The following is a 13,277-nucleotide window of genomic DNA, read 5'->3' as shown; positions in this document are numbered from 1 at the left end:
TCACCCGACGGCGTCGAGCAGCGCCAGCACGGCCGCCGGATCCTCGACGTGGGCGTTGTGACCGAGCCCGGGCAGGGTCACCACCGGTACGCCGTACTGCTTGAGCTGTGTCTCGGAGACCATCAGATCGTGCTCGCCACGGGCCAGCAGCACCGGCGCGTCGATCCCGGCCAGCAGGGTGGTCAGGTCGGGCTCGCCGACGCCGAAGGCGGCCGGATCCATCGCCAGTCGCCACCGGCCGTCCACCTGCCGTAGCCCGGCCGCCACGGCCGGATCGTCGGGGCTGAGCAGATCGGCCAGGCCGGCTACCCGCAGATACCGTCGGGCCGCCTCGTCACGGCTGTCGAACCAGGTGACCGGGCGGGCCGCCAGATCACCGGCGCGGGCCAGTTCCGCCGGGGACCACACCGCCTTGATGCCGAGCCCGACCACCGCGTCGACGGTGACCGCTCGGCTCACGGCGGCGAGCGCCAGACCGACCACCCCGCCGAGCGAGTGGCCCAGCACGATCACCCGGTCGCCGGGGTGCAGGCTCGCGGCGACCTGATCGGCGAGTGCGGCGAACGAGTACGCCGGCAGCGGGGTTGACGCGCCGTGGCCGGCCAGATCGGGGGCCATCCACCGTCCCGGCCACCGCTGGTGCAGCAGCGGCGCGCAGGGCAGCCACACGTCGCCGGTGGCGCCCATCCCGTGCAACAGCAACAACACCGGCGAGCCGCCCCGCTCACCCGACTCCGTGATCATGTCGGGCAGTTTGCCACCGCCCGGTCCGGTCGGCGAGAGCCGCGACCGGGATACGACACCGGGCGCCGACCCCGAAGGGTCGACGCCCGGCACGAACAGCATGAGTCAGGACGAATAGCCCCGGGTGGCAGCCCAGTTGGCCAGGTCGATCGTGCTCAACCAGTACGAGTAGTACGACGCGTCGGCCGAGTCGGCGATCTTCACCATCCGACCCTCGTCCTCGTAGCCGACCACGGCGACGTAGTGGCCGCCGGGGAAGGAGTGCCAGCCACCGGCGGTGTCCACGACGCTGCCGGCGACGTTCACCACGACGCCGCGCCCGTCGGAGATGGCCGCCACGACATCGGCCTGAAGCTGGTCCATCTGGGCCGGGGTCGCCGCGCCACCGGGAATCATCGTGGTCTTGTACGGCTCACCCTTGACCGCGGCGTTGAGCGCCCGCGTGGTGTCGTACGCCGAGTTGGTGCCGGCGAAGGTGGTGCCCATCTGGGCGGCGAGGGTCTCCTGGCCGCGCTCGATGCCGGCGGCGCTGAGCGCGTTGCGCACCGCTGCCGGGCCGCAGTAGTAACCGTTGATCTGGGCCTGGTAGTCGTACGACAGCACCTTCTCCGCCGGCGGCTTCGGCGCGGCCTTCTTACTGGCCACGTCCGGGTCGGCCGTGGTGGCCCGCGCCGACGGCGAGGCGGCGGCGCTGCTCGGCGCGGCACTGCTGGGGACGGCGCTGCGCGGGGTGCTGCTCGGGTCGGCACTGCTGGGCGCGTCGCTGCTGGGGGCGGTAGCGACCCGCGCGAGGGAACGCGAGGCCGCACTGTCGTCGCGCAGCTCGGCCACGGCGGTGGCGGTGGGCGCGTCGACCAGGTTGTCGTCGCTCCGGGCGACCAGGGCACCGGCACCGGTGGCCAGCACGAGGGCCACCGCCGACGTGGCGAAGAGCTGGTAGGGGCGTTCGGTGGCCAGCTTACGGAGCTGACGCTTGAGGGTGTGCTTCACGAGAGCCTCCACGGGCTGAGGGGTGGACGGGTGGGGCCTGGCTCAGGCTGCGGAGAGCGGACCGGCGAGCGCAGGCACCACGGTGCCGTGGAGGCGGGGGAATATCGGGGGTGTTGAATTGTGCTGCACGAGTACAGGAACTCCTTCCGACACCGCCGACCGGGTTAGCTGACGGATTCGGGCGGGAAGATCGCCCTACCGCGAGCCGTGGCTCGCGGATTCACCCCAAGTGGTGCAGTGGTTCCCCGGTTCGTGTGATCACGATTGAGCGGGTCGGCGCGGCGTCGCCACTTGCGATCATTTACCGCACCGGACAGGCCGACACTACTGTCCGGTATCGCTCCTGCCAAGCCTGCCCTGACCTGCCTAAACCTGGTCCGGTGCGATTTTTTTCGGGTATCGCGGAACTGTCGTCGCTCAATGGGACAGCGCTCGCGGACATTCCTGTCGGGGCGGTAACCGGACCGGACGTTGACAATGTTCCCGCACATTGTGGCCCGTCTTCGACGTCTGACCCACGTTGACCGATTCGGCAATTGCTGTGACCGGGGTCACCGAATTTCGGCCACCTGCCGCTGAACGGACGGGGAGGCGACGCTCATCCCACCCGTGCCGGCCGCCAGCGCAGGGCTGTTGCGGGCCGACCGGCGACCACCCGACGAGGCACCGGCAGCGGGTTCGGCCGCAGCCGCTGAGCTGCGGCGTACGCCTCGGTGGAGAGGGCGCGGGCGGCGTCGGCGGCCAGTTCCGCGGCCCGCCAGGCGTCGCGTTCCCGCTGCGCGGCCGCCTGGTAGGCCGCCAGGCGGCCGTCACGCACCACCCGGGCCAGGAAGACCTCCTGCTCCGCGGGATGCCGTCGGGGATCCCAGCCGGCCCGGTGGGCCAGCGCGTCGGCGAGCTGCCGTCCCGTCAGGTCGCCGCGCCAGTATGCGGTCATCGCGGCGTGGTGCAGCCAGCGCTCCCGAGCCGCGTACTCGGCGGGGGTCCGGGGCGTACCGGGGCTGGGCCAGGCGGTGGCGGCGGCGAGCCGTCGGGCGGCGGTCTCCGCCTCGGCGTACGCGGCCCAGGCGCGGTCGAGTTCCGTCTGCGCGCGTTGCCATGCGTCGCGGCGACGTCCGGCGTTCTGCGTGGCGCCCGCCGCGGCGACGGCGACCTCACCGGCGTAGCGACGCTGGTCCGCGACATCGTCGTGGTCCGGGAGGTCCGGGGTCCGGTCGGTCGGCGGGCCCGGCTCGGGCCGGGCGACAAGCGCGGTGAGTACGCCCAGCGCGAGCACCAGCAACACCGACCAGATGGCGGCGGCCCGAGGCGCGTCGATCAGGAACTGGTAGAGAACGGTCTTCTCCATGTCGATACCTCGCGGGAGCGATGTGGCGGCCTGGGGTGCCGCCGGTGGCGGGTCGCCGCGTAGCGACGGATCCCGGATCGTCAAGGTGGTGGAGCGCGGGAGGCGGAAGGCACACCGGGACAGCCGTGCGAGGGCCGTCCGGGTCAGCCGACGGTACGGGCGGGAGTCAGGCGCCGGGCGGGGCGCGGACGCACCGCAGACCCGAGGTGTCCACCGCAGGCGGCTGATCATCGACAGCCACGCCAGTCGGGTCGGCGCTCTGGTCGGGCCGCGCCGGGGACGCGGGTGTCGTCGCGGCGCCTGCGGCGGGGCGGTCGTCGCTGCCGCTGGTCAGTCCATCGACTGTCGGCGGGATCGCGGCGCACCTGTCGGATGCCGACGTCTCGGTCGACGGGGCGAAGCTGACCATGCTGGGCTGCCCGGCAGGGCCCGCCGCCGGTCCGAGATCACCGGGGTGGCCGGGGTGTGCGGGCATCGTCCAGGCGCCGACGGCGAACGCGGCGGCGACGGCGAACCCGGTCAGCAGCCGTGTCACCCGACGCGCCAACCACCACAGAGGAGGACGAGTGGGGACGACCGGGAACACGCTGCCACGCTACCGCCAGGTTCCGCGGGCCGCACTGCCGCCCGGCGTGTCGCAGCGAAGAACCTGATTCGGGTTGACCGGAGGGCCGCAGGTCAGCGGGGGTGGAGTCACCGTCCAGGCTGGACGGCAGGGGGCGATCGGCGCGGTGCCAGGCGACGCATCATCGGCTGTTCGACGAAGCGGTGCACAAGTGCGGCGAGCCCCAGCGTGAGGGCCAGGAAGCCGATCACCGCGGCCGGGCCCCACCAGCCGGGCAGGCCGGTCCCCCAGTCCCCGGTGACCCGGAGAATCGTCATGATCACGAATACGTGCACCAGGTAGAAGGCGAACGAGACCTCGCCGAGCCAGACCATCGGGCGCGACCGCAGCGGGGAGCGACGCCCCCGCACGTCGGCGTCCGCCGCCGCGGCGATGACCAGGATGTACGCCGCCGCCAGCAGCGCCGCCCAGAACTCGGCCCGGATCCACTCGGCGGCGACCACCCAGGTGCCCACGAAGATCAGGCTCGCCAGGGGCAGGCCGGGACCCCGCCACCGCCCGCGCAGCATCAGCTCGGCCGCGGCCACGCCCATCCAGAACTCCAGCGAGCGGACCAGGGGGAACACCTGGGTGAACCACCATCGGCTCTGCTCCGGCACCAGGGTCTGGGCAGGCCACAACGCCAGGATCAGCAGCGGCACGGCGATCACCACGGCCCACAGGTGCCAGGGCCGGGCCCGGCGCACCAGTGGCAGGACCAGCGGCAGGCACAGGTAGAAGAACAGCTCGCAGGAGAGCGACCAGCTCACGTTGTTGACGCTGTAGAAGTACCCGGGACGGGGATCCCAGGCCTGGAGCAGGAACAGGTTCTCCAGCGCCGCGACGGGGTTGATCGGATCGGCGAACCAGACGGCGGCCCCTATGGCCAACGCCCAGAGCAGGACGTGGTTCGGATAGATCTTGGCGAACCGACGCCGCCAGAACCGCCGCCGGGAGTCCTCAGGTCGGGCCGACCAGACCAGCACGAAGCCGCTGAGGATGAAGAAGAACTGCACCCCGGAGAGGCCCAGGGTGAAGACCTTGCCGACGACCGCCTGGTAGTCCGGCTCGGCGATGATCCGCATGGTGCCGGCGTGGAAGCCGAAGACCAGCAGCGCGGCTATCCACCGCAGCCCGGTCAACGACGGTAGCCGGCTGGCCAGGGCCCGGTCGGTCGCGGAGCCCGGCGGTGCCGCCACCGGTGCGCTGGTCATACGGGCACCTCCGGCGTCGGCGGCACGCGTCTCCCCTCCCCAGGGCCGGTTGGCCCGTCCGATCGGCTGCCGGGGCCACCCGGCGTCGCCGTCGGGCACCCTACCCGCTCGGTGATCGATCCACTCGCCGGGTGATCGGTGACCGTACGCTGTCACGCTGTTCAATCGCTTCACCGCTGTCGGCCATGTCTGGTTCCCGTCCCGTCCACCCTGGCGGTCGAGGGTGTCGGCGTGGTCAATCAGCCGACGCGAGCGCCGTTGCTGAGCATCGTCGTGCCGGTCTACGGCGTCGAGGCTTACCTGCGTCAGTGCCTCGACTCGATTCGCGGCGATGTGCCCGCGGACGAGACGGCGACGGTGGAGTTGATCGCGGTCGACGACGCCTCACCGGACGGCTGTGGACACCTGCTGCGCGAGTATGCCGCCGACCACTCCGGCGTGCGGGTGCTGCACCTGGACACGAACGTCGGTCTCGGGCCGGCGCGCAACGCGGGCCTGGACGTGGCCACCGGCGACTACGTCTGGTTCGTCGACAGTGACGACTGGCTGCCACCGGGCAGCATCGCGGCCATACTCGACAGGCTGCGTGCGGACCGGCCCGACGTGATGATGATCGATCATCTCCGGGTACACGAGTGCGGGCGTCGCGACACCGACGCCAGCAGTCACCTGCTGCGCGGGACACCCGGTGTGGTGCGGCTGGTCGACCGGCCGCAGCTGTTGCGGGTGCAACACACCGCCTGGAACAAGGTGGTACGCCGGGCGTTCATGGCTGAGCTGGGGCTGCGCTTCCACCCCGGCTGGTACGAGGACATCCCGTTCAGCCATCCGCTGCTGATCGGCGCGAATCGGATCTCGGTGCTGAACCGGGTCTGTTACCTGTACCGGCAGGGCCGCCAGGGCGCGATCACCTCGACCCGCAGCGGCCGGCACTTCGACGCCTTCGACCAGTACGACCGGCTGTTCGCCTGGCTGCGACAGCACCACCCCGACGGGCGTTGGCACGCGGAACTGTTCGACCTGATGGTGAACCACTTCCTGGTGGTGGTCGGCAACGACGACCGGCTGCACCCGCACCTGCGGCGGCGCTTCTTCCGCCGGGTCGCCGCCCACTACCGCCGACACCTACCCGGCGGCGGCTACCCCCGGCCGGGCGGGGTGGCCGGGCTCAAGCACCGGCTGGTCGACCGGAACAACTACCTGGCGTACGTGGCACTGCGCCGCGCCCACCGGCTGGCCGGCAGGCTACGCAGCCCGTCGGCCCCACCGCCCGCGACGACCGGCCCCGACGCCGGTCCCGACCTCACGCAACCTCGCACACTGGTGCGGACACACGGAAACGGAACGCGATGACCACGCTCACCATCGGGCCGCATCTGATCGGCACCGGCGAACGTCCCTTCGTGGTGGCGGAGATGTCCGGCAACCACAACGGTGACCTGGACCGGGCACTGGCCATCGTGGACGCCGTGGCCGAGAGCGGTGCGCACGCGTTGAAGCTCCAGACGTACCGGCCGGACACCATCACCATCGACGTCGACGCCCCGGCCTTCCGCATTTCCGGCGGCCACGAACTGTGGGGCGGGCAGAACCTGTACCGGCTCTACGAGCGGGCCCACACCCCGTACGAGTGGCACGGTCCGATCTTCGAACGGGCCCGCGATCGGGGCCTGACGGTCTTCTCCTCCCCCTTCGACGCCACGGCGGTCGAGTTGCTGGAGGGCTTGGACGCGCCCGCGTACAAGATCGCCTCCTCGGAACTTGTCGACCTGCCGTTGATCCGGCTCGTCGCCGCCACCGGCAAACCCCTGATCATCTCCACCGGGATGGCCACCCTGGCCGAGATCGACGCGGCGGTCCGTACGGCCCGGTCCGCCGGTACGGGCGGGATCGTGCTGCTGGCCTGCACAGCCGCCTACCCGGCCCCACCCGCCGACAGCAACCTGCGCCGCATCCCGGTGCTCGCCGAGGCGTTCGGCGTACCGGTAGGCCTCTCCGACCACACTCCCGGCATCGGCGTGCCCGTCGCGTCGGTGGCCCTCGGCGCCTGCTTCATCGAGAAGCACATCACGCTGGACCGGGCCGACGGTGGCGTGGACTCCGACTTCTCCCTGAACCCGGCGGAACTGTCGGCCCTGGTGGTCGAGGCGGAACGCGCCCACGCGGCACTCGGCGGCACCACCATCGGCCCGACCCCGGCCGAACGGGAAGGGCTACGCTTCCGCCGCTCGCTCTACGTGGTGGCGGACGTCCGCGCCGGCGACGAGGTCACCGCCGCCAACGTCCGCTCGATCCGACCGGCCGGCGGACTGTCCCCAGTGGAGATCGACCGCGTGCTGGGCCGCCACTTCACCGTCGACGTCACACGCGGCACCCCCCTCAGCTGGGACCTGATCTGACCGGCCGTCCCGGGGGCAGCTCGACCACGGCGTCACTGTCGGTGTCTCACCTCGCCCGGCCGCCATGTGCCCGTTGGCCCTTTGCTCTGCTTCAACATACGCAACAGTGACCCTCGGTGAGCAGCCACCAAGGCGGCATGCAGCCTCACCACCACAACTTCCCTGGTCGGACGCTATTGCGTGGGTTGAAGCAGAGCAAAGGGCCAGAAGAGAACATGAGGGGGCGACAGGACGCCGTCACGGTCGGTGACCATGATGGAGGACGCCGATTGTTACTTACAGTAGTGGCTGCGGCTGCGGTGGTCCGCGCCGTCACCCGAGCATCGCTACCCGGACGTCACCACCCGGGCGGTTCCGTCAGGGTCACGCCGTCAGGTAGGGGTGCCGTCAGTGGCGTTGCGGGGTCGGTCGGTGGCGACGAAGGCGACGGTGACGACCAGGTCGGCGAGGGTCAGCGTGCGCCACAGCCAGTCGATGCGGGGCGGCACCTCCAGTCCGTGCCGCTGCCACCAGATGGCCATCGGGACGTCGGTGAGCTTGGCCAGGCATTCGGCGCGGGTCCAGCGGGCCCAGAAATCACCGGTGCCGAAGCGCCGGGCCAGCGCCGTCGGTACTGCTGCGCCGACTCGCTCGGCGTCGATCGCCGCCCGCCATCGTGGCACCGGCGGTGCGTACCAGCCGAGGCAGCGGCCGTCGTCCAGATAGCTGCGGGTGGTCGCGTCGACCGACTCGGCCGGAGCGGCGAGCCGCAGGTGCCGGTGGGCGACCGCGAGCAGCGAGACCACCGACGGTGCCCCGGACCCGTCCGATGGCGGGGCGGGGTCAGATCGAGGCAGCACCGTCGACCACGAGGACCTGGCCGTTGATGTTGGTCTGCTCGCGCAGCAGCATCCGTACCACCGGGAGCACCTCGTCCGGCTCGGTCAGGTGACCGGTCGGGGTGCGGCGGACGATCTGGTCCAGTTGGGTCTGGCCCAGCACCGCCGACATCTCCGAGGCGAAGAAGCCGGGCGCGACGGCGTTGACCAGGACCCGCCCGCCCAGCTCCCGGGCCAGGGAGCGGGTGGCCGCGTCCATGCCGCCCTTGGTGGCCGAGTACGCGACCAGGCCGGGGAAGCCGCGCTGCCCGCAGATCGAGGTGATGTTGACGATCCGGCCGCGTCGGCCCTGGGCCAGCATTCGGCGTACGACCAGGCGGGTCAGTTGTAGCGGCGCGGTCAGGTTCGTCTCGACGATCCCCGCCAGGTCGGCGGTGGCGGTGTGCACGTGCAGCGAGTCCTGCCCGACGGCGGCATTGTTGACCAGACCGTCGATCGGGCCGAGGTGTTGCTCGGCGGCCCGGACGAACGCCTGCACGGCGGCGAGGTCGGTGACGTCGACCGGGCCGACATGCGAGCGGTCCGGGTGGTTGGCGGCGAGCTTCGCCAACTCCGGGGTGACGGTGCGGGCGAAGGCCGCGACCCGCAGGCCGGCATCGAGCAGGTCGGTGACGATGGCGAGGCCGAGCCCGCGCGAACCACCGGAGACGAGCACCACTGTGGAGGGCGAAACCGGCGGGGCGGACGTGGTGGGGTCAGACATGGTGGGGTCAGACATCGCTTTTCAGGGTCTCCTTGACGGGGATCTCGGGCAACAGACGGATCCGGCGGGGCACCGCGTACTCGGGCAGCCGGTCGGCGCACCAGCGCGCCAGCGCCGCCTCGTCGGGCGGCCCGACAGTGCCGGTGGGTACCACCTCGGCGACGACCAGGTGGCCGAGCAGTGGCGCGCGCCGGGCACCCACCCGGGCCCAGGCCACCTGCGGATGAGCGGTCAGCACGTCCCGCACCGCGCTGGCGGAGACCTTGCTGCCGCCCACGTTGATCTCGTCGGAGTCGAGTCGACCGGTGATCAGGACCCGGCCGTCGACGACCTGCACCCGATCGCCGGTACGGATCGGGCCGGCCAGGCCGACGCCGTGGTACGGCGAGGTGACCACCAGTTCCCCGTCGCGTACGCCGAGGGTGGGGCGTCCCGGTGCCGGGCGGTCCAGCCACTCGACCGGGAACCCGGCCCGGCCGTCGTGCACCACGATCGCCGCACCGACCTCGGAGGAGGCGTAGATCCAGGAGATGCGGGTGGTGGGGTAGACCTCGCGGAGCCGGTCCAGGATCGTCTGGTCGACCGGTTCACCACCGAGAGTGAGCTGGCGCAGCGGCACCCGGGCGAGGGCGGCGGGGTCGCGGTGCAGGGCCCGACGCCAGAAGGTCGGGGTGCCGGAGGCCGCGTCCACCCCGTGCGTCGCGGCCAGCGTCGGCCAGTCGTCGAGCTGCTCCGGCTCCACCACCACCAGATGCTGACCCGGCTGGGTCAGCGACAGGGTCACCACCTGCCACCAGGCGTAGCTGCCTGGCGCGTACGGGCACAGCCAGGTGCGGCCGGGTTGGCGGCCACGGACGGTGGTCAGTGACGCCAGGGTGTGCCCGACCCGCTTGGGGCGGCCGGTGGTGCCGGAGGTGAGCAGCCACAGTCGGCCGGGTTCGCCAGCACGCGGCCGCGACGGCGGGAGGTCGGCGCCGCCGGTGTCGATGACGGTGAAGCCGGCCTCGGACAGTTCGGCGCGCAGCACGCTGTCGGCCCGGCCGGCCGTGGTGAGCAGCAGTTCGGTGCCGTGCACCGCGTGGTGGCGGGCGGCGGCGAGGGCGTACCGGGCACGGTGCGCGAGCAGCGCCACCGGGGCGGGCAGGCGCAGCTCCGGCAGGTCCCGCCAGGACAACGCGGTGCCGTCGACCACGACCCGGTTGTCCAGGCCGGCCGGGCGGGGTGCGGCCGGGCGCGCGGTGTCGACGCTCACGGCCGTTGGAGGTCGGCGAGGAAGTCCAGGACATCGCCGACGGTGGCGATCCGGCGCAGTCCCGCCGCGTCGAAGTTCAACTCCTCGTCGGTCTCGTCCTCCACCCGCAGGGCCAACTCGGAGAAGTCCAACGACCGGAAGCCGATCTCCCGCAGATCCGCGTCGTCGTCATCGGGAAGCACCTTGCCCTGATTGGCCAGCACCTGTCCCATGAGGTCGCGAATTCGCGCACGAGTCAATTCCGTCATGCGGCGGAGTGTACAGCCAGATTGTTGGTGACTAGGGTTCCCGGGGGCCCGGAGATGGAGCAGAAAGCGAGCGGGACATGCTGCGTGACGCCACCGAGGAAGACGTTAACCTGATGTTGTCCTGGCGTAATCAGGAAATCAACCGAATGGCCAGCAGGACGCACCATGTCATAAGCGCCGACGAGCACGCCCACTGGTGGGCGGCCGTCCGGGTCGACCCCGCCCGGCGGGTGCTGATCTACCTGCGCGACGGGCTGCCCTGCGGGGTGGTGACCTTCTTCGACCTGCGGTTCGACGCTCCGCGTACCGGCTCCTGGGGCTTCTACCTGGATGCCGACGCGCTGGCCGAGCGGGGCGAGACGCTGCCCGCCTGGATCGACGTCATGCGCGCAGCGGTGGACCACGCCTTCGATGTGCTGAATCTGGACCGGCTCGACGGCGAGGTGCTCGCGCACAACACCGCCGTACGCCAGATGAACCGACGGTTTCGATTCGTCGAAGGCACCGGACGAGCAGAGGTTCACGACGGTCGGGAAATCACTGTCATTCCCATTTCTCTCGATCGTGCGGCCCGCCGTAGGCGCTGATTTATCGTACCGTCCATCAACTGTTCACGAGACGTTTTCCGCCGGCCGGCCATTCACCGGTTGAGTGGATCCGGTCAACCGCATCACGACGAACACGGGAGCACCACATTGAGCGAGCTGAGTGGATCGTCCATCCTCGTCACCGGGGGTACGGGTTCCTTCGGCAGGACCTTCCTGCGGCATCTCCTCGCCGAGGCCGACCCGGCGCGGGTGGTGGTCTTCTCCCGCGACGAGCTCAAGCAGTACGAGCTGCGCCAGCAACTCGGTGACGACCCCCGGCTGCGCTGGTTCATCGGCGACATCCGGGACCGGCACCGGCTGACCCGCGCCATGCACGGCGTCGACCACGTGGTGCACGCCGCCGCCCTCAAGCAGGTCGACACGGCCGAGTACAACCCGTCGGAGTTCATCGCCACGAACATCACCGGTTCCCAGCACGTCGTGGACGCCGCGATCGAAGCCGGAGTGCGCAAGGTCATCGCGCTCTCCACCGACAAGGCGTCCAGCCCGATCAACCTGTACGGCGCCACCAAGCTGGTCGGCGACAAGCTGTTCATCTCCGCCAACCACTACGCCGCGCACCACCCGACCCGGTTCGCCGTGGTGCGCTACGGCAACGTGGTGGGCAGCCGGGGTTCGGTGGTGCCGCTGTTCCGGCGGCTCGCCGCCGAGGGCAAAAGCCTGCCGATCACGGACAAGCGGATGACCCGCTTCTGGATCACGCTCGACCAGGCCGTGCAGTTCGTCATGGACTCGTTCGACCAGATGCAGGGCGGCGAACTGTTCGTGCCGCGTATCCCGAGCATGCGCATCCTCGACCTGGTCGAGGCGGTCGCCCCGGACGCCACCACCCACGAGATCGGCATCCGCCCCGGCGAGAAGCTGCACGAGGAGATGATCGCCCCGGACGACAGCCGGCGGACGCTGATCGCCAAGGACCGGTTCATCGTCCAGCCGACCATCGCGACCTGGGGCTATCAGCCGCCGGTGGAGTGTGCGCCGGTGCCGGACGGCTTCGCGTACCAGTCGGACACCAACGACGAGTGGCTCAGCGTGCCGCAGTTGCGCGACATGCTCGGCATCACGGCGGCGAGCCTGCCAGCCGGTGGCGAAGCATGACGTCTCTCCTGCCGTACGGCCGGCAGTCGGTGACCGACGACGACGTCGCGGCAGTGGTCGCGGCGCTGCGCAGCGACTGGCTCACCACCGGCCCCGAGGTCGCCGCCTTCGAGGCGGAGCTGTCCCGGTGGGCCGGCGGGGCCGGGGTGGCCGTGGTCTCCAACGGCACGGCCGCGTTGCACGTGGCGTACGCGGCGGCCGGGGTCGGCCCCGGCGACGAGGTGATCGTGCCGCCGATGACGTTCGTCGCCACCGCGAGCAGCGCGGTCGCGTTGGGCGCGCGGGTGGTCTTTGCCGACGTCGAGGAGGAGACGTTCACCCTCGACCCGGCGGCGGTGGCTGCGGCGACCACCGGGCGGACGGCTGTCGTCGCCGCGGTGGACTACGCCGGTCACCCGGCCGACTACGACGCGCTGCGGGCCGCTGTCGCCGGCAGCGACGCGCTGCTGCTCGCCGACGCCGCCCACTCCATCGGCGCGACCTACCGGGGCCGTCCGGTCGGCTCGCTCGCCGACCTGACCACGTTCTCCTTCTTCCCCACCAAGAACCTGACCACCGCCGAGGGCGGCGCGGTCGCCACCGGCGACCCCGAGCTGCTCACCCGGGCTCGCCGGTTCCGCACCGTCGGCCTGGTCCGGGAACGCGACGAGTTGCGGTGGCCCGACGAGGGCGGCTGGCACCAGGAGGTGCACGCCTTCGGGCTGAACTACCGGCTGCCGGACGTGCTCTGCGCGCTGGGCCGCAGCCAGCTGCGCCGCCTGGATGCCTTCCTGCGCCGCCGCGCCGAACTGGTGGCCCGCTACGACGAAGCCCTCGCCGACCTGCCGGGCGTGCTGACGCCGGGGCGACGGGACTGGGCGAGCCCGGCCTGGCACCTGTACCCGATCCGGGTGCTCGACGGTCGACGCCGCGAGGTGTACGACGCGATGCGCGCCGCCGGCATCGGAGTACAGGTCAACTACCTTCCCGTGCACTGGCATCCGGCGTTCGCCGACCTCGGTTACCGGCGGGGCAGCTGCCCGGTGGCCGAGGGGTTCTACGCCCAGCAGTTGTCGCTGCCGCTGTTTCCGGGGCTGCGCGACAGCGACCAGGAGCGTGTCGTCGACGCGCTCGCCGCGGCCCTGCGGCGACCAGTTTGGCCTGGACCTCCACGACCGGCTGGCGTCCCGGTCCGCCCCGTCACCTGAGGGA

At 71.4% G+C, this 13,277-nt stretch carries 14 protein-coding genes and 1 riboswitch; of the genes, 5 read left to right on the top strand and 9 right to left on the bottom strand.

What is annotated here, in order from left to right; translation table 11 throughout:
* The 5 genes from Vgi01_RS14855 to Vgi01_RS14835 form a co-directional block, all read right to left on the bottom strand.
* Positions 1-744 (bottom strand): alpha/beta fold hydrolase, encoded by a 744-nt coding sequence (locus Vgi01_RS14855; RefSeq protein WP_204291410.1) that lies wholly within the window; start codon positions 742-744, stop codon positions 1-3.
* 105 nt (positions 745-849) lie between these two features.
* A complete protein-coding gene (locus Vgi01_RS14850; protein WP_102657020.1) occupies positions 850-1,746 on the bottom strand; it encodes a C39 family peptidase in 897 nt (298 codons plus the stop codon).
* Positions 1,747-1,872: 126 nt separating this feature from the next.
* Positions 1,873-2,015, bottom strand: a riboswitch (cyclic di-AMP (ydaO/yuaA leader).
* A 317-nt stretch (positions 2,016-2,332) separates the two neighbouring features.
* Positions 2,333-3,082 (bottom strand): hypothetical protein, encoded by a 750-nt coding sequence (locus Vgi01_RS14845; RefSeq protein ID WP_204291409.1) that lies wholly within the window; start codon positions 3,080-3,082, stop codon positions 2,333-2,335.
* 166 nt (positions 3,083-3,248) lie between these two features.
* Entirely contained in the window at positions 3,249-3,617 is a 369-nt protein-coding gene (locus tag Vgi01_RS14840) for a hypothetical protein (RefSeq protein ID WP_204291408.1), read from the bottom strand.
* 158 nt (positions 3,618-3,775) lie between these two features.
* Complete coding sequence (locus tag Vgi01_RS14835) at positions 3,776-4,900, bottom strand: acyltransferase family protein (protein ID WP_204291407.1); 1,125 nt, start codon at positions 4,898-4,900, stop codon at positions 3,776-3,778.
* A gap of 231 nt (positions 4,901-5,131) precedes the next feature.
* Between Vgi01_RS14835 and Vgi01_RS14830 the strand changes: the two genes are divergently transcribed.
* Together Vgi01_RS14830 and pseI are read left to right on the top strand one after the other, a co-directional pair.
* Complete coding sequence (locus Vgi01_RS14830) at positions 5,132-6,253, top strand: glycosyltransferase family 2 protein (RefSeq protein ID WP_204291406.1); 1,122 nt, start codon at positions 5,132-5,134, stop codon at positions 6,251-6,253.
* Positions 6,250-7,299, top strand: a complete 1,050-nt coding sequence (gene pseI, locus Vgi01_RS14825; protein ID WP_204291405.1) for a pseudaminic acid synthase — start codon at positions 6,250-6,252, stop codon at positions 7,297-7,299. Before Vgi01_RS14830 ends, pseI begins: the two co-directional genes overlap by 4 nt.
* Positions 7,300-7,670: 371 nt before the next feature.
* Here pseI and Vgi01_RS14820 read toward each other — a convergent pair whose 3' ends face one another.
* The 4 genes from Vgi01_RS14820 to Vgi01_RS14805 are packed head-to-tail and all read right to left on the bottom strand — an operon-like array spanning position 7,671 to position 10,380.
* Positions 7,671-8,084 carry a hypothetical protein gene (locus tag Vgi01_RS14820; RefSeq protein ID WP_204291404.1) on the bottom strand — a complete coding sequence of 138 codons (414 nt, stop codon included), beginning with the start codon at positions 8,082-8,084 and terminating at the stop codon, positions 7,671-7,673.
* Positions 8,085-8,121: 37 nt separating this feature from the next.
* A complete protein-coding gene (locus Vgi01_RS14815) occupies positions 8,122-8,895 on the bottom strand; it encodes an SDR family NAD(P)-dependent oxidoreductase (protein ID WP_239088977.1) in 774 nt (257 codons plus the stop codon).
* A complete protein-coding gene (locus tag Vgi01_RS14810; protein ID WP_204291403.1) occupies positions 8,888-10,132 on the bottom strand; it encodes an AMP-binding protein in 1,245 nt (414 codons plus the stop codon). The genes Vgi01_RS14815 and Vgi01_RS14810 overlap by 8 nt, the downstream gene beginning before the upstream one ends.
* Positions 10,129-10,380, bottom strand: a complete 252-nt coding sequence (locus Vgi01_RS14805) for a phosphopantetheine-binding protein (RefSeq protein ID WP_239088976.1) — start codon at positions 10,378-10,380, stop codon at positions 10,129-10,131. The genes Vgi01_RS14810 and Vgi01_RS14805 overlap by 4 nt, the downstream gene beginning before the upstream one ends.
* A gap of 77 nt (positions 10,381-10,457) precedes the next feature.
* On the opposite strand from Vgi01_RS14805, the gene Vgi01_RS14800 reads away from it, so the two are divergent.
* From Vgi01_RS14800 to Vgi01_RS14790, 3 genes are all read left to right on the top strand, one after another.
* The gene (locus Vgi01_RS14800; protein WP_204291402.1) at positions 10,458-10,967 is read left to right on the top strand and encodes a GNAT family N-acetyltransferase; all 510 of its coding nucleotides are present in this window, start codon (positions 10,458-10,460) and stop codon (positions 10,965-10,967) included.
* Between the two features lie 108 nt (positions 10,968-11,075).
* On the top strand, positions 11,076-12,086 hold the full coding sequence (gene pseB / locus Vgi01_RS14795) for a UDP-N-acetylglucosamine 4,6-dehydratase (inverting) (RefSeq protein ID WP_204291401.1): 1,011 nt from the start codon (positions 11,076-11,078) through the stop codon (positions 12,084-12,086).
* Complete coding sequence (locus Vgi01_RS14790; protein ID WP_204291400.1) at positions 12,083-13,273, top strand: DegT/DnrJ/EryC1/StrS family aminotransferase; 1,191 nt, start codon at positions 12,083-12,085, stop codon at positions 13,271-13,273. The genes pseB and Vgi01_RS14790 overlap by 4 nt, the downstream gene beginning before the upstream one ends.
* The last annotated feature ends 4 nt before the right edge of the window (positions 13,274-13,277 follow it).

The sequence above is a fragment of the Micromonospora gifhornensis genome (genome assembly GCF_016863515.1).
GTDB classification, from domain to species: Bacteria; Actinomycetota; Actinomycetes; order Mycobacteriales; family Micromonosporaceae; genus Micromonospora; species Micromonospora gifhornensis.
This window is presented reverse-complemented; position numbering and strand designations above follow the sequence as displayed.